This is a genomic window from Ottowia beijingensis (assembly GCF_013423955.1).
In the GTDB taxonomy this organism is placed as follows: domain Bacteria; phylum Pseudomonadota; class Gammaproteobacteria; order Burkholderiales; family Burkholderiaceae_C; genus Ottowia; species Ottowia beijingensis.
Map to the genome: position 1 here is coordinate 1,380,545 of NZ_JACCKX010000001.1, position 23,489 is coordinate 1,404,033.

The following is a 23,489-nucleotide window of genomic DNA, read 5'->3' on the forward strand; positions in this document are numbered from 1 at the left end:
ACTTCTGCGTTCAATCCTTCAAGTCAGCGGCAGGCCCCTCCCTAAAATCAGGCGCTTCGCAGTTCATCCGGGAGAGTCTTCATGACCAGTCGTCGCCGTTTCGCCGCCACCCTGCTCAGCGCCGCCGCCGTGGCCGCCGCGCCCTCAGCCTGGGCCGCCAACGACACGCCCATCCACATCCTGGTGGGCTTTCCGGCCGGCGGCGGCTCCGACGTCATCGCGCGCCTGCTGGCCGAGCGGCTTGAAAGGAACTGGGCCGCACCGTGCTGGTGGACAACCGCCCCGGCGCCGGCGGCCAGATCGCCGCGCAGCAGCTCAAGGCCGCGCGCGCCGACGGCACCACCGTGTTCCTCTCGCACGACCACAGCATCTCCATCCTGCCGCAGGTAGTGAAGAAGCCGGGCTACGCGCCGCAGCAGGACTTCACGCCGCTGGGCGGCTTCGCCACCTTCGTCAACGGCATCGCGGTGTCGCCCGGCACACCGGTCAAGACCGTGCCCGAGTACGTGGAATGGGTGAAGGCCCAGGGCGGCAAGAGCGCCGTCGGCATCCCGGCGCCGGCCTCGACGCCCGAGTTTCTGGTGCAGCTCATCGCCCAGCGCTGGGGCTCGACCTGGTGGCCGTGCCCTACAAGGGCAGCGCGCCCATGATGGCCGACATGCTGGGCAACCAGATCGCCGCCGGCGTCGGCTCGGTGCAGGACTTCATCGAATACCAGCGCGCCGGCAAGCTGCGCATGATCGGCGTGCTGGGCGGCCAGCGCCAGGCCGCCATGCCCGACGTGCCCACCTTCAGCGAACTGGGCGTGAAGGGCCTGGAAGATACGCCCTTCTACGGCATCTGGGCGCCCAAGGGCACGCCGCGCACCTTCGTCGACCGCTTCAGCCGCGCGCTGCAGCAGGTGGTGGCGCAACCCGACGTGCGCGCCAGGCTCGTCGACCTGGGCCTGACGGTGGAATACATGAGCCCGCGCCAGCTCGACCAGCGCGAGCGCGCCTACACCAAGGTGTGGTCGCGCATCATTGCGGAGAGCGGGTTCGAGCCGAGGTGAGCGGGTAGCGCGGGCAGGGATCGCCGAGGGCCGCCGAGGTTGGCGTCCGGCTAGGAACAGCCGCTCAACACCTTTCAGCCAGCTTGAGTTCTAGGCTGATTGAGGGCGATGAACAGAAGCGGGCAAAAGCCTGCTCCACCATCGAAAGCCGCCGCTGCAAAGGATCCGATGTCAGATTGATTGCGCCCAATCTCCGTCTGCTGAGAGCCGGTGGCGCTCAAATGAGACGAGCAGAAAATCCACCAATGCGCGCGTCTTGGCCGGTAAATGCGTTCGAGAAGGAAACACGGCATAGATGTCTGCGGGAGGCAAAGCCCATGCCGCGAGAACACGTCGAAGCTTCCCAGACTTCAGCAGTGGAGCCACCTCCCAAAGTGACCGCATCAGAATCCCGTGTTCTTCCAAACCCCACCTCAGAACACATTCGCCATCGTTGGAGGCCAACGGGCCTCTGACCTTCACGGTCTCGTTCTTGCTGCCATGACGCAAGTGCCAACTACCGAACGTCTCGTCGTTTTCTCGAATGAACAGGCAGGCGTGATGAGTGAGATCGCGTGGCGACGCAGGCCAGCCCGCCCGCTTCAAATAGCTTGGCGAGGCGCACAATACCGTCTGGTTGTGTGCGAGCAGGCGGGCAGTCAACCTGGAGTCTGGCAACTCGCCAAGGCACTCCTGTGCCGGTTGTCTCAAAGCTCAACGAGTTGCTCAAGATGAGCCTGAAAGATCCGGAGTTCCAGAAGCGTCAGGCTGACCTGGGTGCGGTCGTTGTCACCGATGAGCGCACCGGCCGAGAGGCCCATCGAAGATTCATGACACAGGAGATGCAGCGCTGGAAGCCGGTCTTGGCTGCGGCGGGCGAAACCTTGGACTGATGGCTACCCGATGCACGCGCGGCAAACGAGCACTCGGAGGAGAGTTCTACGGCTTTTCTTGTCCATTCCAAGTAGGACTTATCGATCAATAGCAGGGTTTGTGCCCGTCAGAACGATGGAAGGGCTGGTAGCAGTCACTTGAATCTGTATGGCGAATGACCGCAATTGTTCAAAGAGTTGCCGGTCCCACAACGCATTTGAACGAATGCAATCGCTGCAGACCCGCCATACGCGCATCAGCGTCGTATGTCCGCTTCGGGTCGATTCCGGCCAAAGCCCGCCCGACGGCTGTCGACAACCAGCCCCCGGCACAACTCCGCCGCCGCAAGCCTGCGCCACGCAGCTTCAGGCGTAGGTCACCCAGTCCCTGAAAGCCGCCGCGTCCAGGTGCGGCAGGGTGTTGTAGGTCACCAGATGGTGCCGCTTGGGGTTGAAGGCGAATTCGGTGACTGCCGTGTTGCGGATGCGCAGGTTCAGCTCGATGCTGGTGGCGGCGGGCGCGTCCAGGATGTGGGCCACGGCGGTGGCGATGGGGCCGCCGCTGGAGACGATGAGCACGTTGCCCTCGTAGTGCTCGCGCACGTGGTCGAGCGCGCCGACCACGCCGGCGCGGAAGTCCACATAACTGGGCATGCCCACGGGCTGCAGGCGCCCGTCCATCCACGCGGCCAGGCCGTCGCGCAGCAGGCGGAAGTGCTGGCGGTACAGCTCGGGCGTGTCGGGCTTGGGCAGGGGCTGGGGGTGGATGGCGGCGATGACGGCGTGGCTGTCGTATTCGTTCAGGCCGGGCCACAGAATGTGCGCCCCCACGCTTCGCGCTGGCGTGTCGGCGCTGCCCCCGAGGAGCGCTCGCCGCCTGGGGCGGCCCGGCGCGGCGCGGTGCTGGCGCCTCGATGCCGCCGCCTTCGGCGATGCCCTGCCAGGTGCCAAGCTGGCGCCGCAGGGTGCCGGTGAGCACGGCGTCGAAGTGCAGGGCATCACCAAGGCGCTCGCGCAGGTACTGGCCCAGGCGCACGCTCTGGCGCTGGCCCAGCTCGCTCAATTGGTCGTAGTCGTCGGCGCCGAAGCTGGCCTGGCCGTGGCGCACGAGGTAGAGGGTTCCCATGCGCGGATTGTGGCGGCGCGGGCGGCCGTGTGATGCGCTGGCCGGTCGTGCACGTGACAGGCGCGGCCCATTCCTGTGTTTTGCACTTTTTGTGTGGACGGCCTTGGCCGCGATGGGGTGGTGATGGCGTGGGTGCGCTGCCATCGCGGGCAAGCCCGCTCGCACAAGGCGCTGATACTTTTTCGCGTTCAAAAAGACAGCTGTTCGCGCGCGATGCGATGACGAAAATGACCTCGCTGCGCTTCGATGACGGCGGCTGCGCCGCCATGACGCCAGCCAAGTGCGAGGCATTTTGCGCAGCACGGACGTCATTTCGTCATCACGCGCGCAGCGGCGAAGTCATGGCGTCATCCGTCAAAAAGCCGACGTCTGGAACGCGAAACGGCATGACAAGCAATTGCCCTGCCCCACGGAGTGCGGGCGGCGTGGGTGACGGGCTATGCCTGCTGCAGCACGCGGGCCAGCACGGCCGCGTCCACGTTGGCGCCGGTCAGGCTCACGCCGACGCATTGGCCGCGCAGGCGGTCGCGCTGCTGCAGCGCGGCGGCGAAGGCGGCGGCGCCGGCGCCTTCGGCGACGTTGTGGGTGTCGTTGTAGAGGGCGCGCATGGCGTGGGCCGCCTCGTCGTCGCTGACCTGCACCACGTGGTCGAGGTGCGCCTGCAGCAGCGCCCAGCGGTACTGCGGCGTGGGCGCGAAGGCGCGGTACACCACCTGCGCGGCGGCTTCAATCTCGGCCAGCGTGGGCAGCGTGGGCATGCGGGAGTTTCCTCTCACCCAAAATGTGGGGAGTATATGCTTTTGCGCCCTCCCATCGGGCGCCGGGAGATATATATAAGGGAGTATCACGCCGCATCGGCCCCGAAGGATGAGGGGACTCAGGGGCGGGGCTGACCGATGGACGACAGCGTGACCACGCCGCGCGGCGTGGCCAGCACGGCTTCGATGGCCGGCTGCGGTGCGGGCTCGATGGCGGTGTCGCCCAGGCCAGCCGCCTTGCAGGCTTCGGCCAGCGCGGCGGCGCGCGGGTGCTTCAGCCTCAGGGCGTGCAAGGTCACGCCGCTGGGCGGCAGGCGCGCGGCCGGGTGCGTGGCACCCCACTCGATTAGCGTGGGCAGGCAGCCGTCGAACAGGCGGCGGCCGTCGGGGCGCACGGTGATCTGCCATTGCAGCAGGCCGGCCGGCGTGTCGCGGCTGGCGTGCAGCAGCTCGCCGCGGTCAATCTCCAGCATGGCCAGGCGCGCGGCGGCCTCCTGCAGGTCGGGCACACGCGCCACCCAGTGGATGAGGCGCGGGCCGTGCGCGCGCACCTGCTCGCGCAGGGCCGCGTCGTCCATGTCGAACCAGCGCTTCAGGCCTGCAGCGCCCGTCTGGCGGTCGCCAGTTGCTTCTGGATTGATAGCGATGATCTCCAGGTATGCCAGCGGAAACGCCGGCGATTCGATGGTCAGCAGGCGGTTGTGGGTGCCGAACAGCGGGTGCTCGCCGCCCGGCGCGGCCGCCACGCCCAGCGTGGCTTCGCACCACGCGGCGCCTTGCGCCAGCGTGTCGGCCATCACCACCAGATGGTCGAGGCGCGGGCGGTCGTGCAGCGGCGCGGTCACAGCAGCACCTCGCCCTGGACCATGCGCACGCAGTCGCCGCCCACCCACACCTGGCCGTCCGCGTCGCGCTCGACATGCACGCGGCCGGCACGGCCCAGCGCCGTGCCCTGCGCGGCGATGTAGCTGGCGGGCAGTTCGCCCGCCGCGATCAGCCACTGCGCCAGGCTGGCGTTCAGGCTGCCGGTGACCGGGTCTTCGGTCACGCCGATGGGCGCGGCGAATGCGCGCACCTCGATCAGCGGCGCCGCCTCGCGCCCGGCCGCGGCGGTGAAGGCACGCGCCTCGCGGCTCGACCGCGCTATCAAGGGCAGAGCACCCTGCGCTTGGTGGATGCCGACCACGCCCACTTTTTGCCCCAGCCTGGCCAGTTGCGCTTGGTCGGGCTCGAGCGCCAGCACGGTATCGGCGTTGTCGAGCTGCAGCGTCAGCCAGGCGGGGCCGTTGTCGAGCAGCTGCGCGCGCTGCACCTGCGCCGCGGGCACGCCCAGCGCCTGCGCCACCTGGGCCAGCACCACCGGCGACGGATCGCTGCGCGTGCTGGGCGGCGCGGCAAAGGCCAGGTGCTCGCGCCCATCCACGGCCTGGCGCCGGATCGGCACCAGCCCCTTGGCGCACTGCTGCACGATCACGTCGCCGCGCTGCGGCTGCCCGCCCGCCGCCAGCCAGGCAAAGCACGAGCCCAGCGTGGGGTGGCCGGCGAAGGGCAGCTCGCCGCCGGGCGTGAAGATGCGCAGGGCGTAGTCCGCCGCGGGCTCGGTGGGCGGCAGGACGAAGGTCGTTTCCGACAGGTTGGTCCAGCGCGCGAAGCGCTGCATGGCGGCGTCGTCAAGGCCACTGCCATCCAGCACCACGGCCACCGGGTTGCCGTAGCCGGGGGTGTCGGTGAAGACGTCGATCTGGGCGAAGGGGCGAGGGGTCATGGTGTGATAGCTATAGAATCAGGAGCTGCTTGCGCTTTCTGGTCAAGGTCTGGAGGCCGATTTCACCTTGAAAGCGCCTGCCGCACCACCTGCCCCAGCGCGGCCATGCCGCGGTCGATCTCGGCCGGCGTGGAGGTGACGAAGGACAGGCGCAGCGTGCGCGTGTCGGGCTGCTGGGCGTAGAACGGCGCGCCGGGCACGAAAGCCATGCCGGCGTCGACGGCGGCGGGCAGCAGCGTCTGGGCGTTCAGGCCCTCGGGCAATTTCACCCACACGAACATGCCGCCGGCGGGGCGCGTCCACTTGGCGCCGGTGGGGCCCAGTTCGCACTCCAGCGCGGCCAGCATGGCGTCGCGCTGCGCGTGGTAGCGCGCGCGGATGGTGGGCACGTGGCGGTCGAGAAAACCATCGCGAATCACCTCGGCCACCACGCGCTGGTTGAAGCCGGGCGTGTGCAAATCGGCCGCCTGCTTGGCCTGCAGCAGCTTGGGATACAGCGCGGGCGGCGCGATGAGGTAGCCCAGGCGCAGGCCGGGCGCCAGGATTTTGCTGAACGAGCCCAGGTACACCACGCCCTCGGGCCAGCGCGCCAGCAGGGCGCAGGCGGCGTCTGCTCGAACCACAGCTCGCCATAGGGGTTGTCCTCGACGATGGGCAGGCCGAACTCGCGGCAGACGGCGATCACCTGCTGGCGGCGCGTTTCGTCCATGGTGCGGCCGGTGGGGTTCTGGAAGTTGGGCAGCAGGTAGATGAAGCGCGGGCGCTCGCCTTTTGAAGCGCCTCGCGCAATGCCTGCGGCGACACGCCGCCATCGTCGCTGGCCACGTTCTCGGGCACCGGCTGCATGGGCGTGAAGGCCTGCAGCGCGCCCAGGTAGGTGGGCGACTCGACCAGCAGGCGGCAGCACTTGTCGAGCAGCACCTTGGCGATCAGGTCCAGCCCCTGCTGGCTGCCGGTGGTGATGAGCACCTGCTCGGGCGACACGGTGGCGCCGTGCTTGCCCATTTCATCGGCCACCCACTGGCGCAGCTCGGGCAGGCCTTCGCTCGACGCGTATTGCAGCGACGGCTTGGCGATGGCGCTGTCCTTGCCCAGCACGGTGGCGCAGGCATCGCGCATGGCGTCGACGGGAAAGGTCTCGGGCGACGGCAGGCCGCCGGCGAAGTTGAGGATGCCGGGGCGCTCGGTCACCTTCAGGATTTCGCGGATGGCGGAGGGTTCATGGCCTCGGCGCGCTCGGCCAGGTGCCAGGGGTGGTGGGTTGCAGGTCGTTGGGGTTCATGGGGTTTCTCCTGTTGTTCGGGTCAGGGCATCAATTCGGGGTGGTGCGCACGCAGCCAGTCGCGCACGTGTTGCTGCAGCATCCGGGCCGACTGCAGGCAGGCTGCCGCCGCGGATTCGGGCACGGTGTCGCCGGAATAGTCGGCCAGATGGCGCTGTTTGCGCAGTGCGTCCAACGGCCACACCGCTTCGGGGCCAGCCCCACGCTGAGGGGCAGGGTTTGCAGGGCTGTCTGGTGGTGGCCCGGCTTGCTGGTCAGCGTGCGGTAGCCGTTGGCATGCAGGCCCGCCATGGCCAGTTGCATGACGGCCTTGTAGGCGGCGTCAAAGCGGTTTTCGCAACTCAGGCCCGCCAGTTGGGCGTCGGCGATGTTGCGGCGGGCCGCGGCCAGCAGGTGGGCCACCTGCGCCTTGTCGGGCGTGATGACATCAAGGCTGACGCCGACCAAGTTCTTCAAGCTCACGCTCGTCTCCCAGCAGGAATATCTTGGGCTTGCCCAGCACGTCGCGCAGGAAAGGCCCGTCGGCGGCGCTGGCAAACTCTGCCGCGCTGAACACCTTGGGGTTGATCTCGCGGCCCAGTTGCGCTTGCGCCGGATGCAGCAACTGCACCGCGCGCGCGAAGTCGAGCTCGCCGATCAGCATCAGGTCGATGTCGCTGCCCGCCGTCTCCTCGCCCCGCGCCACCGAGCCGAAGACGAAGGCCGCGCGCAGCTGGTCCGCCACCGGCGCCAGTGCGTCGATCAGCACGTCGGCCAGGCCCGAGGTCTTGCGCAGGATGCTGGCCAGTTCGGCAAAGATGGGGTGGGCCTTGTTGGCGCTGTAGATCTGCTGGTTGCCACGCCGCTCGCGTTGCAGCAGGCCGGCGTCGGCCAGCTTGACCAACTCGCGCGTGACGGTGCCCGCCGGCAGGCCCGCCCGCCGGGCGATCTCGCGGCCGTGCAGTGCGTCGTCGGGGTGCAGCAACAGCAGGCCCAGCACGCGTCGGCGGTATTCGGGCAGCAGGACGGAGATGGCAGAGGGTTGCATTTTTGGCGTCAATTGTCGCCTTATTTGCATCAATTGGCCACCGGCCGCGCCAGTCGGCGGCTGAGGAACACGGTGGCCACCACGGCCAGGGCGAAGCCGATGGACATCGCGTCCAGCCGCTCGCCCAGCAGCGGCACGGCGAACAGCATCGACAAAAGGGCTGCAGCAGCTGCACCTGGCTGACGCGCAGGGCGCCGCCCCAGTCCAGCCCGCGGTACCAGGCGAAGAAACCGGCCCACATCGAGAACACGCCGACGTAGACGAAGCCGGCCCAGGCAGCGGGGCGGATGGCGCCGACATCGGCCGGCCACAGCCACCACGCCGCCGGCAGGCTGAGCGGCAGTGCCAGCGCGCAGATCCAGCAAATCGTCTGCTCGGCCCCCAGCACCGGGCTGACCTGCGCGCCCGCCACGTAGCCGACGGACGCGGCGATGACGGCGCCAATCAACAGCGCATCGGCCCAGGCCAGCCCGAAGCCGCCCGCGCCCTGCGCGCGCAGCCAGGCGAACAGCATCACCAGCGCACTGCCGGCCACCGCACAGGCCCAGAAGGCGGGCGCGCGCGCTGCCCCATCATCAGCGCCACGGCCACCGCGGTGGCCAGCGGCCCCAGCGCCATGATGACCGCCGCGTGCGTGGCGGTGACGCTGCGCAGCGCCAGCGCCAGCAGCACCGGAAAGCCGATCACGTTGCCCGCCACCGCCAGCCCCAGCAGGCGCCAGTGCGCGCGCTGCGGCCAGGCCGCGCGCGTGAGCAGCAGGAACGCGGCCGACAGCAGCCCCGCCAGCGCCGCGCGCCCGGCGGTGACGAAGGCGGGCGAGAGCTGCGGCGCCGCGTCGGTGCCGGTGGCCAGACGCGTGGCGGGCAGCGTGATGGCGAAGATCAGCACGCCCAGCACACCCAGCCAGAAGCCGGCCAGCAGCCGCGCATCGCCCTGCAGGGTGTTCATGCCGATCAGCCTTGCGCGTCGATCGGGCGGGCGCCGGCCGCTGCGTTTTCAGGAGCAGTCGAGGGCGCGGCCAGCGCGCTCCACACCATCCACGCCGACGTGGCCACCAGCGCCGCGGCCATCACGCGGTTGAACCACAGCAGCCGCTGCCCCTGCGCCAGCCAGCCGCGCAGCAGCGAGCCGATGAGCGCGTAGGTGAAGTTGCTGGCAAAGCCGAAGAACAGCATCACCGGCAGCACCATCAGCAGGCGCGCCACCCAGTCGGGCCGGCCGGCCACCCAGCCGGCGACGATGGACAGCGCCAGCATCCACGCCTTGATGTTGAGGAACTGCAGGCCCACGCCTTCGGCAAAGCTGACCTGCAAGCGCCGCTCGTCGGCCTGCGACAGGGTGCGGCTGCCGGCCAGCCGCCAGGCCAGCCACAGCATGTAGCCCACGCCCACCGCCAGAATGCCCCAGCGCAGCACCGGCACCGCCATCACCAGCGCGCCCACGCCCAGCGCGCACAGCACGAACAGGCCCGCCCAGCCGGTGGGCACCGCGCAGACGAAGCGCATGGCGCCGCGCAGGCCGCGGTTGGCCGCGATGGCGGTGGACAGCGTGGTGTTGGGGCCGGGGTGAAGCTGCTGGCGGTGGCCAGCACCAGCAGGGCACTGAATTCAGCGGCGGTCATGCACTGCAATGTAGCGCGGCGCAGCCGTACAGATTCAATACAGTTGACGAGGTCAGTGGCTGAACTGTATGGTTTGCGGCGACGCTACAGCGGTGCCAGCGGATCGGCGGCCATTTACAAGAACACTTGGTTGGCAGCCAGTTGCAGACTGCGTTGTGGGAGCGGGCTTGCCCGCGATCAAGCGTTGGCTGCGACGAGGCGCCTCATCGCGGGCAAGCCCGCTCCCACACCGCGGAGGTGATCCGCGCGGCATCAGAGACTTCTTGACAATCAATCAAAAACAATAGCTTCTCGCGCCCGTCATTGCTTTGTTTCAGATGTTTTCTCTTGAAATCCAATCAGGACAAGCGCAAGCCACTATCAAAAGTGACTTCCCGATGTTCACGCTGAACGCCCAGCGCCCAACGCTCCACCTCTGCACATGCTGCTGCGCACCCCCACCCAGTCACTGACCGACCAGCTGGCCGAGCGCTTTGCCGAGCGCATCCGCGACAAGCTGCTGGCGCCCGGCTCGCGCCTGCCCAGCGTGCGGCAGTGCGCGGCGCTGCACCGGGTCAGCCCGTCCACCGTGGTGGCCGCCTACGACCAGCTGCTGGCGCAGGGCCTGGTGGAGGCGCGGCCGCAGCGCGGCTTCTTCGTGCGCCACCCGGTGGCGCGGCCGGCCGCAGCGCCCCAGCGCAAGGCGCGCGCAGCCATCGAATCCGAAGCATTCAGCGACCCGGCCGACGCCCGCCGCCTGAACGCGCCGATCAGCGCCGCCACGCTGATGCGCGGCATGTTCCACGCCGCCGACGCGCGCCCGCAGCCCGGCATGGGCGTGCTGCCGCCCGACTGGCTGGGCGCCGACTTCATGGCCGCCGCCGTGCGCAAGGTCAGCACGCCGGCGCAGCTGCTCGACGCCACCGTGCGCTATGGCGAGCCGCAGGGCGACGCCGGCCTGCGCCGCGTGCTGGCCGCGCGGCTGGCCAGCCAGGGCATCGACGCCGACGCGGCGCAGATCGTCACCACCGTGGGTGCCACGCAGGCGCTGGACATCGTCAGCCGCACCCTGCTGCGCCCCGGCGACACGGTGCTGGTGGAGGAGCCCGGCTGGTCGGTCGAGTTCGCGCGGCTGGCCTCGCTGGGCATGCGCATGCTGCCGGTGCCGCGCGGCCCCGACGGGCCCGACCTGGCGGTGATGGCGCGCTACTGCGAGGCACACGCCGGCACGCCGCAGGCGCCGCGCCTGTTCGTCAGCGTGAGCGTGCTGCACAACCCCACGGGCTACTGCCTGTCGCCCGCCAGCGCGCACCGCGTGCTGCAACTGGCGCAGCAGCACGACTTCCACATCGTCGAGGACGACACCTACCACCATCTGGCCCCCGAGCACGCCACGCGGCTGGCGCAGCTGGACGGCCTGCGCCGCACCATCTACGTCAGCGGTTTCGCCAAGGTGCTGGCGCCGGCCTGGCGCGTGGGCTTTCTGGCCGCGCCGCCCGAGCTGGTGGAGCGCCTGCTCGACACCGCTGCTGGCCACGCTGACCACGCCCAGCCTGCTGGAGCGCGCGCTGGCCCACTGCATCGAGCACGGCCAGCTGCGCCGCCACGCCGAGCGCCTGCGCATCAGGCTGGATGCCGCACGCAGCCGCAGCGCGCGGCTGGCGCTGCAGCACGGCTGCACGTTCGCGGCCGAGCCGGCCGGCCTGTTCGGCTGGGTCGACACCGATGTGGACACCGACCAGCTGGCGCTGCGCATGCTCGACCAGGGCTACCTGCTGGCGCCCGGCGCGCTGTTCCACGCCAGCCGGCAGCCCAGCCCGCTGATGCGCATCAACTTCGCCACCACGCAGGACGCCGCGTTCTGGAAGACCTTCGAGCGCGTGCGCAGCGCGTTGATGGCGCGGGCCTGATACCGTTTCGCGTTCAAACAAATGACAAATGACTTCGCCGCTGCGCGGCTTCGATGACGAAATGACGAAATGACATCAGTGATGCGCGGAATGCCTCGCACCTGGCTGGCGTCATGGCGGCGCAGCCGCCGTCATCGAAGCGCAGCGAGGTCATGTCGTCATCATCGCGCGCGCAAGCAGCTGTCTTGGTGAACGCGAAACAGCATGCGTCGGCACGCGCCACGCCCAGGGGCCACCTGCGCGAAGTTTTTCGCATGGGTTTGGCGCTTTCCACGGTTAAGCTCGCCACGGCCATCGGGGCTGTGCTGCCCTGAGGTGCCTGCTGTCGATGTCGCTCCGTTTTTCTTCATCCTTCTTCAGCCCCTTCGTCCTGCACCTGTCGGCCTACGCGCTGGCGGGGCTGATGGGCAGCGTCGCGCTGTACGCACGCCAGGCGCCGGGTTGGCAGTGGGGGCTGATGCTGTCGTTCGCGCTGTGGCCGGTCATCCTGCGCGCCATGGCCCCGCGCCTGCGCGATGCCGCGCGCATCGAGCGCCATGCCGTTCAGGGCGATGCCGCGCTGGCCGGCGCCATGCTGCCGCTGATGGCCTTCCACCTGCTGCCCTGCGCCGCGGTGCTGACCGTCACGCTGATGGACAAGATCACCCCGCGCCGGCGCGCACTGCTGGCGCATGCGCTGCCGTTCCTCGCGGGCGGCGCGCTGCTGGGCTACGCCGTGGTGCAGCCGCGCCTGCAGTTCGACACGCCGCTGCTGGTGGAGCTGGCGACGGTACCCTTCCTGGCGCTGCACTTCCTGGCCGCGATCCGCGCCAACTGGCGCCAGCGCGAAATGGTGAGCGAGCAGTCGCGCCGGCTGGAGCAGGCCGCGCAGGAAGATCCCACCACCGGCCTGCTGGCACGCGACAGCCTGATCGCGCGCGCGGCCACGGCGCTGGCGTTTTCGCATTCGCGCGACATGCCCTCGAGCCTGGCGCTGATCGACCTGGACGGCTTTCGCCGCGTCAACCAGGTCTTCGGCCACCAGGCGGCGGACGAGTACCTGCGCGCGGTCGGGCTGCGCCTGCGCCAGTCGGTGCGGCAGGGCACGCTGGTGGGGCGCTACGGCGCCGACCAGTTCGCCGTGCTGCTGCCGGCCACGCCGCTGGCCGATGCCGAACACGCCGCGCGCCGCCTGCTCGCCGCCATCGGCACGCTGCGCCTGGCCGACTGGCCGGGGCTGCAGGCCACCTGCAGCGTGTCGCTGGTGGCCACCAGCCCGGCCTATCCGGGCATCCGCGAATGGCTGACGGCGGCCGAGCGCGCCCTGCAGCAGGCCAAGGCGGCCGGCGGCAACCGCATCGAAGCCGTGCGCTGAGGCGCCTGCGGCAGCGCCTTCAGGGCACGACCGCGGTCACTTCGATCTCGACCTTGGCGCGCGACTCCATCAGCGCCGCCACGGCCACGCAGGTCATGGCCGGAAAGTGCTTGCCGATCACCTCGCGGTACACCGCGCCCAGCTCCTTCAGGCGGGCGTTGTATTCGTCGCGGTCGATCACGTACCAGGTCATGCGCACCATGTGCTCGGGGCCGGCGCCGGCCTCCTTCAGCACCGCCATCACGTTCTGCAGCGTCTGCCGCGTCTGCGCGATGAAGTCGTCGGTCTCGAACTGCTGCTGGGCATTCCAGCCGATCTGGCCGCCCACGAAGACCTGCGTGCCGCGCGCGGCGATGCCGTTGGCGTAGCCCTTGGCGGGCACCCAGCCGGCGGGGTGAAGAACCTGGTGTGTCATGTGTTCTGCCTCAGTCGAAAGCGCTGCAGCTTGCCCGTCTCGGTGCGCGGCAGCGCGGTCATGAACTCGATCTCGCGCGGGTACTTGTACGGCGCGATGGTCTGCTTGACGTGCTCCTGCAGCGCTTTCACCATGGCGGCGTCGCCCGCGTGGCCGGGCTTGAGCACGACGAAGGCCTTGATGAGCATGCCGCGCGCCTCGTCGGGCTTGCCGATGACGCCGCATTCGGCCACTGCGGGATGGGTGAGCAGGCAGTCCTCGACCTCCGGGCCGCCGACGTTGTAGCCGGCGGTGATGATCATGTCGTCGTCGCGCGCCTGGTAGTGGAAGTAGTCGTCGGCGTCCTGCACGAAGGCATCGCCAGGGCGGTTCCAGCCATCGGGCACGTAGCGCGCCTGGCGTTCGTCGTCCATGTAGCGGCAGCCGGTGGGCCCGATCACGGCCAGCTGGCCCATGGTGCCGCGCGGCACCTCGTGGCCTTCGCCGTCCACCACCTTGGCCTGGTAGCCGGGCACCACCTTGCCGATGGCGCCCGCGCGCACGGCGGCCCCGGCCGAGGAGATGAAGATGTGGAACATCTCGGTGGCGCCGATGCCGTCGAGCATCTCGATGCCGGTGGCCTGCTTCCACAGCTGGCGCGTGGCGTCGGGCAGTGCCTCGCCGGCGCTGACGCAGGTGCGCAGGCTGGGGATGCCGATGGCCTGCGCGTGCGGCGCCATCTGGCGGTAGAAGGTGGGCGCGGTGTAGCAGGTGGTGACGCCGTGCGCGCGCATCTGGCGCACCATGCTCTCGGGGTTGTAGGGTCCGTCGGGGTAGAAGATGCTGGCACCCGCCCACATGGGGAACAGCAGCAGCCCGCCCAGCCCGAAGGTGAAGGCCAGCGGCGGCGAGCCGGTCACCACATCATCGGGCGTGGGCTTGAGCACGTGGCGCGGCCAGCATTCGCAGGCCGCCAGCACGTCGCGGTGCGTGTGCACCACGGCCTTGGGCGCGCCCGTGGTGCCGCTGGTGAAGGCCAGCAGGGCGATGTCGTCGGCGGCGGTGGGGCAGGCGGTGAAGCGGGGCGGCTGGCGCGCGGCCAGCGCGCCCAGGTCCTGCGGGTCGTCGGGCGCGTTGAAGCGCAGCACGTGCTGCAGCACGTCCGGGTGCGCGCGCTGCGCCTGCTCCAGTTCGGGCAGCAGCCTGGCGTCGCAGATGGCGGCCACGGGCTGCGCCTTGTCGATCACCTTGCTCAGCTCGGCGGCGCGGAACAGCGGCATGGTCGCCACCGCGATCAGGCCGGCCTTGACCACCGCCAGCCACGACAGCGCCATGCCGATCGAATTGCCGCCGCGCAGCAGCACGCGGTTGCCGGGCTCCAGTTTCAGACCGTGCATCAGGTGATTGGCGATGCGGTCGACGCGTTCGCGCACTTCGGCATAGGTGAACGTCACTTGGGGCGAGCGCAGCAGCGGGCGATCAGCCCAGCCCTTGGCGGCGGCGCCATCAAGCAGGCGCTCGACCAAATTGACCTGGTCGGGAAACTGCAGCTCGGGCAAGTCGTGGCGCAGCTCGGGCGCGCGCGGCGGCAGGCGGTCGTGGACGAAGCGGTCGGTCTGGGCGCTGCGGGTCATGACGTCACTCCTGTCTTGCACCCTCGCCCCGCTGGGGAGAGGGTTGGGGTGAGGGCGGCAGCGCTGGCTGCTGGAGGGGCGCGGCCCCCACCCCAACCCTCCCCCAGCGGGGAGGGAGTGACATGCCGGCGCTGCCGTCATGCCAGCACCGCCTTGCCGATGATGAGTTGCTGCACTTCCGTCGCGCCTTCGTAGATGCGCAGGCTGCGGATGTCGCGGTACAGCGATTCGACCTTGGTGCCCACCTTCACGCCCAGGCCGCCATGCATCTGCAGGGCCATGTCGATCACGCGCTGGGCGTTTTCGGTGGCGGTCATCTTGGCCATGGCGGCGGCAACGCTGCGCTCCTTCATCGAGCCTTGCTGTGTGTCGCGCATCCAGGCGGCGCGGTAGGTGAGCAGCGCGCCGGCGTCGATCAGCGCCGCCATCTCGCCCAGCTTGGCCTGTGTCAGCTGGAAGTCGGCCAGCGTCTGGCCGAACATCCGGCGGCGCCGTGCGTGGTCGATGGCCTCGGCCAGTGCGCGCCGCGCCATGCCCAGTGCGGCACCGGCCACGCTGGCGCGAAAGATGTCGAGGGTCTGCATGGCGAGCTTGAAGCCACCATTGCGTTCGCCCAGTTGCTGGTCGGCCTCGACGCGGCAGCGCGTGAACACCAGCTCAGCCAGCGGGTGCGGTGCCATCACGTGGATGTGGGCCGAATCATCCAGCCCCGGCGTGCCGCGGTCGACGATGAAGGCGGTGATGCCGCGGCTGCCGGCCTGCGGGTCGGTCTTGGCGAACACGCAGTAGAAGTCGGCCATGCCGCCGTTGCTGATCCAGGTCTTGCGGCCATCCAGCATGAGGGCGCCGTCGGGCTCATCGGCCACGCAGTCAGCGCGCGCCGGCGTGGCCTGCAGTTGCATGGCGGCCACGTCGGAGCCTGCGTCGGGCTCCGACAGCGCGAAGGCCGCGATCTTGTCGCCGCGCGCCACCGCCGGCAGGTAGGCCGCCCGCTGCGCCGGCGTGCCGCCGAGCGAGATCGCACCGCTGCCCAGGCCCTGCATGGCGAAGGCGAAGTCGGCCAGCGGCGAGTGGAAGGCCAGCGTTTCGCGCAGCACCACCAGCGCGCGCGAATCGAGCGCGGGCAATGCGCCACCGTGCTCGGCGGCGACGCAGTAGCGCAGCCAGCCCGCATCGCCCAGCCGCCGTACCCAGTCGCGGCAGGCGGCGCGGTCGTCACGCTCGTCCACGTCCTGCGCGGCGGCCCACTCGGGCAGGCGCGCGGCGATGTCGCGGTGGGCGGCGTCGAAGAACGGCAGGGCGAGGTGGTCGGTGGAGGGGTCATGGTTCAGGTGGCGCTTTCATGAATACCGGACGCAGAGGACGCAAAGGTTTCGCAGAGGTCGCAAAAGAGTCAGAAAACATTCTTCTTGGCTTCTTCTGCGTCCTCTGCGTGATCTTTGCGTCCTCTGCGTACTGGCTGTTGGCTTCAGTCGCCCCCAAACACCGGCTTTTGCTTCGCCGCGAAGGCCTCGTAGGCGCGACGGAAGTCCTGCGTCTGCATGCAGATGGCCTGCGCCTGCGCCTCGGCCTCGATGGCCTGCTCGATGGTCATGGCCCATTCCTGGCTCAGCATGGTCTTGGTCATGCCGTGCGCAAACGTCGGGCCGGCGGCCAGCTCGCGCGCCATGGCCTGCGCCTTGTCCAGCAACTCGCCACTGTCGTGCAGCGCGTTGAAGAAGCCCCAGGCGAAGCCCTCTTGCGCCGTCATGGCGCGGCCCGTGAACAGCAACTCGCTGGCGCGCCCCTGCCCGATCACGCGCGGCAGCAGCGCGCACGCGCCCATGTCGGCGCCGGCCAGGCCCACGCGGGTGAACAGGAACGCCGTCTTGGTCTTCTCGGTGCCGTAGCGCAAATCGCAGGCCAAGGCCATCATGGCGCCGGCGCCGGCGCACACGCCGTCGATGGCGCCGATGACGGGCTGCGGGCAGCCGCGCATGGCCTTCACCAGATCGCCCGTCATGCGGGTGAACTCCAGCAGTTCGGGCATGGTCATCTTCGTCAGCGGGCCGATGATGTCGTGCACATCGCCGCCCGAGCAGAAGTTGCCGCCCTCGCCCGTCACCACGACCACCTTCACGTCGGTGGCATAGCGCAGGCCGTTGAACAAATCGCGCAGTTCGGCGTAGCTGTCGAAGGTGAGCGGGTTCTTGCGCTCGGGCCGGTTCAGCGTGACGGTGCCCACGCCGTCGGCATCGCACTGCCAGCTGAAGTGCCGCGCCTGGTAGGCCGCGCGGGCGTCGAACTGCGGGCGCATGGGATTGCCCGCGCCGATGTAGTGCTTCATGCCGTCTCCTGAAAATGTTGCTTGACCTTGCCAAGCAGCGCGTGCAGCGTCTGGATGTCGCGCGGGCTCAAGCCCGCGAAGGCATCGACGATCCAGGCCTCGTGCGCCTGCGCCATGGCGTTGAACTGCTTGCGCCCCTTGGGCGTGAGCCGCACCAGGTAGGCGCGGCGGTCACCCTCAACCTCGGCGCGCTCGACCAGGCCCTCGGCCTCCAGCTGGTCGGTGATGCCGGTGACGTTGCCGCCGGTCACCATCAGCCGGCGCGACAGCTCGTTCATGCGCAGGCCATCGGGCGCGCGCTCCAATTGCGCCATCAAATCGAAGCGCGGCAGCGTGGTATCGAAATGCTCGCGCAAGTCAGTGCGGATCTGCTTTTCGATCAGCTGCGTGCAGGCCAGCAGGCGCAGCCACAGGCGCAGCTCCTCGGGGTGTTCGGCGTGGGCGCGGGCTTCCAGGTCCATGCTCAGGCACGCTGCCCGTTAGCTTCACTATCCATAGCTGCCAGCGCCTGCCCCGCCTGCGCTTGCATCGCTTTTTGCTTTTCCATCTCGCGGTACAGCTGGTCGCGTCCGCTCAGGTATTGGTTCGGCCAGGTTACGGCGCGGCTTTGCAGTCTGGCGGCCTCGTGCAGCGTCCACGCCGGGTCGGCCAGGTGCGGACGGCCGACGGCGCACAGGTCGGCGCGGCCGGCGGCGATGATGCTGTTGGCGTGGTCGGCCTCTTGAATAGCGCCCACGGCCATGGTGGCGATGCCCGATTCGTTGCGGATGCGGTCGGCGAACGGCGTCTGGTACATGCGGCCATACACCGGCCTGGCCTGGCGCGTAGTCTGGCCGCTGGACACGTCGATCACATCGCAACCCGCGGCCTTGAACAGCGCGCCGATGCGCACGGCGTCGTCCGGTGTCAGGCCACCCGGCGCCCAGTCGTGCGCGGAAATGCGCACGCTCATCGGCTTGTCGGCCGGCCACGCTGCGCGCATGGCACTGAACACTTCCAGCGGGTAGCGGCAACGGTTCTCCAACGAGCCGCCGTACTCGTCGCTGCGCCGGTTGGTCAGCGGGCTGATGAAGGACGACAGCAGGTAGCCGTGCGCGCAGTGCAGCTCGAGCCAGTCGAAGCCGATGGCGGTGGCGCGGCGGGTGGATTCAACGAAGGCAGCCTTCAGCGCCGCCATCTCGGCGGGCGTGATCTCGCCCGGCGTCTGGTTCTGCTCGCCATAGGGCACGCCGCTGGCGGCCAGCAGCGGCCAGTTGCCATCCTTCAGCGGCTCGTCGATCTGCTCCCAACCGAGCTGGGTCGAACCCTTGGGGCCGCTGTGGCCCAGCTGCAGGCCGATGGCGGCGTCGCTCTGCTGGTGGAAGAAGTCGACGATGCGCTGGAAGGCCGCCTGCTGCGCGTCGTTGTACAGCCCCGGGCAGCCGGGGTGATGCGGCCTTCGGGCGTGGGGCTGGTCATCTCGACCATGGTCATCGCCGCACCGCCCACGGCGCGCGCGCCCAGGTGCATCAGGTGCCAGTCGCCCAGCACGCCATCGCGCGCGCTGTACTGCGCCATGGGTGAGACGACGATGCGGTTCTTCAGCGTCAGACCGCGCACCGTGAAGGGCGTGAGCATGGGCGGCACGATTGCTTCACTTTGAATAGCTGCTTGCGCAGACGGAGCGGGCGCCAGAGGCCGATTTGGCTCAAGACCCCGGGGCGCCGGCCGGGTGTGCGCGAACCAGCGCTCGTAGCCCTCTAGCCAGGCCGCATCGCGCAGGCGCAGGTTCTCGTGGCTGATGCGCTGGCTGCGCGTGAGCAGCGAATAGGCGAACTGCTCGATCTCCATGCCCGTGTAGCGGTCGACGTTCTCGAACCACTCGGTGGAGTTGCGCGCGGCGTTCTGGATCTTCAGCACTTCCACGCTGCGCGTGTCCTCGTAGCGCTGCAGCACGGTGTCGATGTCGGCGCCGGTGGCGAATTCCTCGCCGCTCGCGGCGAACTGATTCGCCATGTCGATGGCATCCTCCAGCGCCAGTTTGGTGCCGCTGCCGATGGAAAAGTGCGCCGTGTGCGCCGCGTCGCCCATCAGCACGATGGGCACCGTCTTGCCGCCGATGCGCTCGCGGTGCACCCAGGTCTTGCAGATCACGCGCGGAAAGCGGATCCAGATGGCCGAGCCGCGCAAGTGGGTCGCGTTGCTGATCAGCGGATGGCCATCGAGGTATTGGCCGAACAGCTTCTCGCAGAAGGCGATGCCCTCCTGCTGGCTCATCTGATCCAGTCCGTGCGCTTTCCACACCGCCTCGGGCGTCTCGACGATGAAGGTCGAGGTGCTGTCGTCGAACTTGTAGGCGTGGGCCTGAAACCAGCCGTGCTCGGTCTGCTCGAAGGCGAAGGTGAAGGCGTCGAAGGTCTTCCGGGTGCCGAGCCAGACAAAGCGGCACAGGCGCGTGTCGATGTCTGGCTGGAACACGCTTCGGTAGCGCGTGCGGATGCGGCTGTTGAGGCCATCGCTGGCGATCACCAGGTCGGCACCGTATTGCGCGGCGATGGCCTGGTCGTCGGTCACGTCGGTCTCGAACACGAGTTCGACACCCAGCGCCTGGCAACGGTCCTGCAGGATGTTGAGCAGGTGCTTGCGCCCGATGCCGCAGAAGCCGTGTCCGGTGGAGCGCACGCTGCGGCCCTTGAAGAAGACCTCGATGTCGTCCCAGTGGTTGAAGGCGTCGCCGATCAGGCGCGCGCTTTCGGCGTCGGCCACCAGCATGTTCTGCAGCGTCTGGTCGGACAGCACCACGCCCCAGCCGAAGGTGTCGTAGGGGCGGTTGCGCTCGACCACCACCACGCGGCAGTCGGGGCGCTGCTGCTTCATCAGCAGGCCGAAGTACAGCCCCGCCGGGCCGCCGCCGATGCACACGATGCAGGACATTTGATTCATGTCTACATTGTTTAGACATGAACAATCGACTGTCAAGAGGGCTTCTCAGGATTCGGTGATGCAGCTGTCATGCAGGGTCGCGGCTCGCGGCACAATGGATGGGCATCTGCGGGCGATGGGTCGCGCGCACGAATCAACCACCGAGGAGAGAAGCCATGCTCTACAAGTTCAAATCCCAGGAAGCCGCCGACGTCATCATGCTCAAGCTGAACGCCGAGGAGGTGCTTCAGATCATCGGCAAGCCGGCCAGCCCCACGGGCATCATCACCGTGGAGCAGGTGCCCGCCGCCGTGGCCGCGCTGAAGGCCGAGGTGCAGCGGCGCGAGGCGATGGGCCAGCCGCAGGCCGCCAGCGACGAGCGTTCGCCGCAGGACGAGGTCGACGAGGCCAAGGCGAGGACCGACCTGGTGACTCTGCGCCAGCGCGTGACGCCCTTCATCGAACTGCTGGAGCGCAGCGCCGCCGCCGGCAAGGACGTGGTGTGGGGCGTGTGACGGCGCGCGCTTCATATACTCCCCACCCGCCAAGCTGCTAGCGCCCGAGGGACGGGCGCTGGATGCATATACTCCCCTAGATCAGCGAATCCGCCGCGGCCTTCAGCAGCGTGCCTGCAGCGCCTCGACCAACGCCTGGCAGCGCTGCCCCGGCGCCACGCCCAGCGCCCGCGCGGCGGCGTTGCAGTGGCTGACGAGGCCATCGGCCAGCGTGCTGTGCGCCTCGCCGATGCGCGCGCTGGTGTGCGCCACGGTGCAGGCGGCGATGGCGTGGCCCTGCAGGAAGGGCAGCGCCGCCAGGCCCGCTTCGTCCTTGCCCACGCCGGCATCGTTGAACACGGCGATCAGCGGCCGCGCCGCCAGCGCGTACTGCGCCGAGCTGATGCCGCCGTGCGAGCCGCTCACGGCCAGGCAGCCGGCGTCCAGGCCGGGCTTCAGCTCGGTGATCGAATCGACGATGCGCAGCGGTGGCGGGTTCATGGGATGCCCCGGAAAGAAGAAGCCGCGTGAGGGACGAACCCTCGCGCGGCTTCAGGTTATCACCCGGTCGGTCGGGTGATCAGGCCATCAGTCGGCGTACTGGCCGGCGGCCTTGATGACGGCGCCCCACTTGGCGACTTCGGCGGCGACGAACTTCTTGTGCTCGGCCGGGTTGGCACGCGCGTCGTTCACCACCACGGCGCCCAGGCCTTCCTGCTTCTTGATGAACTCGGGGTCCTTCAGCGCGGCCTTCAGGGCATCGTTCAGCGTCTTCAGCACGGCGGCGGGCGTGCCCTTGGGCGCGTACAGGCCGTGCCAGATCGACACGTCGAAGCCCTTCAGGCCGGCCTCGTCCAGCGTCGGCAGGTCCTTGTAGACGGCGGGCGTGGTCAGGCGCTTGGCGGTGCTGACGGCGTAGGCCTTGATCTTGCCGGCCTCGACCTGGCTGGTGGTGTTGGTGGTCTGGTCGCACATGATGTCGACCTGGCCGCCCAGCAGGTCGGTCATGGCGGGCGCGGTGCCCTTGTAGGGGACGGTGGTCAGCTCGGTCTTGAGCGCGTTCTGCAGCATCAGCCCGCACAGGTGCGAGGCGGCGCCCAGGCCGGCGTTGGCCAGGTTGACCTTGTTCTTGTTGGTGGTGATCCAGCTGCTCAGCTCGGCCCAGTTCTTGGCGGCCAGGCCGGGCTTGCCGACGACGACCATGGGCACTTCGTTGATCAGGCCGAGGTATTCGAACTCGTCGTACTTGAAGCCGGGGTTGCGGTACAGCGTGGCCGTGGTGGCCATGCCGATGTGCGCCACCAGCAGCGTGTAGCCGTCGGCCGGCGCGCGGAAGGCCTTGGCGGTGCCGATGGTGCTGCCCGCGCCGGCCGCGTTGTCGACCACCACGGTGGCGCCGCCCAGGGCTTGCGCAGGGCTTCGGCCAGGTCGCGCGCCACCTTGTCGGTGGCCGCCAGCGGCAAAGGGCACGATCAGCGTGATCGGCTTGGCGGGAAAGCCCTGCGCTTGCACGCCCAGGGCCATGACGGCTGCGCCGGCGGCGAGCGAGAGTTTGAACAGAGGGGACATCGACAGGACTCCTTGCGAATGGTCAAAAAACGGCGAATGGTAACGATTGATAACGCCGCTGGCTATCCGGGCGTTTACCGATGTTTGACGATCCGCAAACAAGATGCCGGCTTCGGCGTCATCTTGCCGCCAACTCACTTGTAACTGCGCGCATCTTCGATGACCTTGCCGTCGTTGGGCAGGCTGCCAGGCGCCACCACCTCGACCTCGCCGCGCAGCTTGGTGACGTCGCGCACGGCCTCGGCCACGCGCTCGCCCAGGCCCTGCGCGCCGGCGGATTCGATGAGCAGCTTCATGCGGTCGTCGGCCATTTCGCCGCTGACGACCAGGCGCGCGCGCGTCACTTCAGGAAAGCGCCGGACGATCTCGGCCACCTGGCCGGGGTGCACGAACATGCCCTTGATCTTGGTGGTCTGGTCGGCGCGGCCCAGCCAGCCCTTGATGCGCGCATTGGTGCGGCCGGTGGGGCAGGTGCCCGGCAGCACGGCCGACAGGTCGCCGGTGCCGAAGCGCACCAGCGGGTAGTCGGGGTTGAACACGGTGACGACGACCTCGCCCACCTCGCCTTCGGCCACCGGGTCGCCGGTGCCGGGGCGCACGATCTCGACGATGCAGTGCTCGTCCAGCACCAGGCCCTGGCGCGACGCGGTTTCGTAGGCGATCAGGCCAACGTCGGCGGTGGCGTAGCTCTGGTAGACGGCCAGGCCGCGCTCGCTGAACCAGTCGCGCAGGCTGGGCGGAAAGGCTTCGCCGCCGACCAGGCCCTTCTTCAGGCTGGCGATGTCGCTGCCGCTCTCGGCCGCCTTCTCGACCAGGATGCGCAGAAAGCTGGGCGTGCCCAGGTAGGCCTGCGGCTTCAGGTCGGCGATGGCCTGCAGCTGCTGCTCGGTCTGCCCGGTGCCGGCAGGGAAAACGGTGCAGCCCACGGCGTGCGCGCCGCTTTCCATGATGAAGGCGCCGGGCGTCATGTGGTAGCTGAAGGCGTTGTGCACCAGGTCGCCGGCGCGAAAGCCGGCCGCGACCATGGCGCGGGCGGCGCGCCAGTAATCGCGCGCCGTGCCCTCTGGCTCGTAGATGGGGCCGGGGCTGGCGTACAGGCGCGGCATGGCGGGGCCGTAGCGCACGGCGGCAAAGCCGCCGAAGGCGTCGCGCCCCGCCGCACGGCTGGCCTGCTGGCGCGCCAGCAGCTCGCTCTTGCGCGTGACCGGCAGGCGCGCCAGCGCGGCGCGCGAGGTGACGGCCGCCGCATCGACACCAGCCAGGATCTCGCCCAGCGCCGCGCTGTGCGCCTGCGCGTGCGCGATCTGCCGCGGCAGCGCGGCCATCAGCGCGGCCTCGCGTTCGGCAGGGTCGCGGGTTTCCAGGGCGTCGAAGAATTCGCTCATGGCGTCATCCTTGGTTGGCGATTGCTTTTGTTTTGATAGCTTCCGGCGCTGAAGGGAAAAGC

The 23,489-nt window shown here is 69.2% G+C and carries 19 protein-coding genes and 7 pseudogenes; 6 read left to right on the top strand and 20 right to left on the bottom strand.

The features are described 5' to 3' along the window. Positions 1 to 81 precede the first annotated feature (81 nt). Both H0I39_RS23715 and H0I39_RS06920 read left to right on the top strand, forming a co-directional pair. Complete coding sequence (locus H0I39_RS23715) at positions 82 to 390, top strand: hypothetical protein (RefSeq protein WP_308645794.1); 309 nt, start codon at positions 82 to 84, stop codon at positions 388 to 390. Continuing rightward, positions 300 to 1,051 (top strand): annotated as a pseudogene (locus H0I39_RS06920) (tripartite tricarboxylate transporter substrate-binding protein). Before H0I39_RS23715 ends, H0I39_RS06920 begins: the two are co-directional and overlap by 91 nt. A 171-nt stretch (positions 1,052 to 1,222) precedes the next feature. Here the strand turns inward: H0I39_RS06920 and H0I39_RS06925 are convergent. Continuing rightward, the gene (locus H0I39_RS06925; RefSeq protein WP_180550025.1) at positions 1,223 to 1,741 is read right to left on the bottom strand and encodes a LysR substrate-binding domain-containing protein; all 519 of its coding nucleotides are present in this window, start codon (positions 1,739 to 1,741) and stop codon (positions 1,223 to 1,225) included. 11 nt (positions 1,742 to 1,752) lie between these two features. On the opposite strand from H0I39_RS06925, the gene H0I39_RS06930 reads away from it, so the two are divergent. Further along, positions 1,753 to 1,923 (top strand): hypothetical protein, encoded by a 171-nt coding sequence (locus H0I39_RS06930; protein WP_180550026.1) that lies wholly within the window; start codon positions 1,753 to 1,755, stop codon positions 1,921 to 1,923. A 345-nt stretch (positions 1,924 to 2,268) separates the two neighbouring features. On the opposite strand, the pseudogene H0I39_RS06935 reads toward H0I39_RS06930, so the two are convergent. The 9 genes and pseudogenes from H0I39_RS06935 to H0I39_RS06975 all read right to left on the bottom strand — a co-directional run bounded on the left by H0I39_RS06935 (position 2,269) and on the right by H0I39_RS06975 (position 9,481). Then, a pseudogene (locus H0I39_RS06935) lies at positions 2,269 to 3,028 on the bottom strand (histidine phosphatase family protein). A gap of 437 nt (positions 3,029 to 3,465) precedes the next feature. Further along, positions 3,466 to 3,786: a pyridoxal-phosphate dependent enzyme gene (locus H0I39_RS06940; protein WP_180550027.1), complete on the bottom strand. Its 321-nt coding sequence runs from the start codon at positions 3,784 to 3,786 to the stop codon at positions 3,466 to 3,468. 119 nt (positions 3,787 to 3,905) lie between these two features. After that, positions 3,906 to 4,631, bottom strand: a complete 726-nt coding sequence (locus H0I39_RS06945; RefSeq protein ID WP_308645795.1) for a VOC family protein — start codon at positions 4,629 to 4,631, stop codon at positions 3,906 to 3,908. Continuing rightward, positions 4,628 to 5,551 (bottom strand): PhzF family phenazine biosynthesis protein, encoded by a 924-nt coding sequence (locus H0I39_RS06950; RefSeq protein WP_180550028.1) that lies wholly within the window; start codon positions 5,549 to 5,551, stop codon positions 4,628 to 4,630. The genes H0I39_RS06945 and H0I39_RS06950 overlap by 4 nt, the downstream gene beginning before the upstream one ends. 62 nt (positions 5,552 to 5,613) lie before the next feature. After that, a pseudogene (locus H0I39_RS06955) lies at positions 5,614 to 6,774 on the bottom strand (aminotransferase-like domain-containing protein). An 89-nt stretch (positions 6,775 to 6,863) separates the two neighbouring features. Then, positions 6,864 to 7,295 carry a hypothetical protein gene (locus H0I39_RS06960; protein WP_257645663.1) on the bottom strand — a complete coding sequence of 144 codons (432 nt, stop codon included), beginning with the start codon at positions 7,293 to 7,295 and terminating at the stop codon, positions 6,864 to 6,866. Continuing rightward, positions 7,261 to 7,860: a MarR family transcriptional regulator gene (locus tag H0I39_RS06965; RefSeq protein ID WP_180550029.1), complete on the bottom strand. Its 600-nt coding sequence runs from the start codon at positions 7,858 to 7,860 to the stop codon at positions 7,261 to 7,263. Before H0I39_RS06965 ends, H0I39_RS06960 begins: the two co-directional genes overlap by 35 nt. A gap of 29 nt (positions 7,861 to 7,889) precedes the next feature. After that, positions 7,890 to 8,808 (bottom strand): annotated as a pseudogene (locus tag H0I39_RS06970) (DMT family transporter). A gap of 5 nt (positions 8,809 to 8,813) precedes the next feature. Further along, positions 8,814 to 9,481 (bottom strand): annotated as a pseudogene (locus tag H0I39_RS06975) (LysE family translocator). A 421-nt stretch (positions 9,482 to 9,902) separates the two neighbouring features. Between H0I39_RS06975 and H0I39_RS06980 the strand changes: the two are divergent. Next, positions 9,903 to 11,402, top strand: coding sequence for an aminotransferase-like domain-containing protein (locus H0I39_RS06980; protein WP_373368266.1), 1,500 nt, complete (start codon positions 9,903 to 9,905; stop codon positions 11,400 to 11,402). Here H0I39_RS06980 and H0I39_RS06985 read toward each other — a convergent pair. Next, positions 11,384 to 11,665: a hypothetical protein gene (locus H0I39_RS06985; protein WP_180550030.1), complete on the bottom strand. Its 282-nt coding sequence runs from the start codon at positions 11,663 to 11,665 to the stop codon at positions 11,384 to 11,386. The genes H0I39_RS06980 and H0I39_RS06985 overlap by 19 nt on opposite strands. A gap of 33 nt (positions 11,666 to 11,698) precedes the next feature. On the opposite strand from H0I39_RS06985, the gene H0I39_RS06990 reads away from it, so the two are divergent. After that, positions 11,699 to 12,724, top strand: coding sequence for a sensor domain-containing diguanylate cyclase (locus tag H0I39_RS06990; RefSeq protein WP_180550031.1), 1,026 nt, complete (start codon positions 11,699 to 11,701; stop codon positions 12,722 to 12,724). A 19-nt stretch (positions 12,725 to 12,743) separates the two neighbouring features. Here H0I39_RS06990 and H0I39_RS06995 read toward each other — a convergent pair whose 3' ends face one another. The 6 genes and pseudogenes from H0I39_RS06995 to H0I39_RS07020 form a co-directional block, all read right to left on the bottom strand. Next, on the bottom strand, positions 12,744 to 13,139 hold the full coding sequence (locus tag H0I39_RS06995) for a RidA family protein (RefSeq protein WP_180550032.1): 396 nt from the start codon (positions 13,137 to 13,139) through the stop codon (positions 12,744 to 12,746). Then, the gene (locus H0I39_RS07000; RefSeq protein ID WP_180550033.1) at positions 13,136 to 14,752 is read right to left on the bottom strand and encodes an AMP-binding protein; all 1,617 of its coding nucleotides are present in this window, start codon (positions 14,750 to 14,752) and stop codon (positions 13,136 to 13,138) included. The genes H0I39_RS06995 and H0I39_RS07000 overlap by 4 nt, the downstream gene beginning before the upstream one ends. A gap of 137 nt (positions 14,753 to 14,889) precedes the next feature. Then, on the bottom strand, positions 14,890 to 16,083 hold the full coding sequence (locus H0I39_RS07005; RefSeq protein ID WP_180551719.1) for an acyl-CoA dehydrogenase family protein: 1,194 nt from the start codon (positions 16,081 to 16,083) through the stop codon (positions 14,890 to 14,892). 137 nt (positions 16,084 to 16,220) lie between these two features. Then, entirely contained in the window at positions 16,221 to 17,078 is an 858-nt protein-coding gene (locus H0I39_RS07010; RefSeq protein ID WP_180550034.1) for an enoyl-CoA hydratase family protein, read from the bottom strand. After that, positions 17,075 to 17,539, bottom strand: coding sequence for a MarR family winged helix-turn-helix transcriptional regulator (locus H0I39_RS07015; protein ID WP_180550035.1), 465 nt, complete (start codon positions 17,537 to 17,539; stop codon positions 17,075 to 17,077). Before H0I39_RS07015 ends, H0I39_RS07010 begins: the two co-directional genes overlap by 4 nt. Positions 17,540 to 17,541: 2 nt before the next feature. Beyond that, a pseudogene (locus H0I39_RS07020) lies at positions 17,542 to 19,991 on the bottom strand (bifunctional salicylyl-CoA 5-hydroxylase/oxidoreductase). A 164-nt stretch (positions 19,992 to 20,155) separates the two neighbouring features. Between H0I39_RS07020 and H0I39_RS07025 the strand changes: the two are divergent. After that, entirely contained in the window at positions 20,156 to 20,494 is a 339-nt protein-coding gene (locus H0I39_RS07025) for a DUF1840 domain-containing protein (RefSeq protein ID WP_180550036.1), read from the top strand. Positions 20,495 to 20,596: 102 nt separating this feature from the next. On the opposite strand, the gene H0I39_RS07030 is transcribed toward H0I39_RS07025, so the two are convergent. From H0I39_RS07030 to H0I39_RS07040, 3 genes and pseudogenes are all read right to left on the bottom strand, one after another. Beyond that, the gene (locus H0I39_RS07030; RefSeq protein ID WP_180550037.1) at positions 20,597 to 20,974 is read right to left on the bottom strand and encodes a hypothetical protein; all 378 of its coding nucleotides are present in this window, start codon (positions 20,972 to 20,974) and stop codon (positions 20,597 to 20,599) included. A gap of 87 nt (positions 20,975 to 21,061) precedes the next feature. Next, a pseudogene (locus H0I39_RS07035) lies at positions 21,062 to 22,042 on the bottom strand (tripartite tricarboxylate transporter substrate-binding protein). A 134-nt stretch (positions 22,043 to 22,176) separates the two neighbouring features. After that, complete coding sequence (locus H0I39_RS07040) at positions 22,177 to 23,427, bottom strand: phenylacetate--CoA ligase family protein (RefSeq protein WP_180550038.1); 1,251 nt, start codon at positions 23,425 to 23,427, stop codon at positions 22,177 to 22,179. Positions 23,428 to 23,489: the final 62 nt, after the last annotated feature.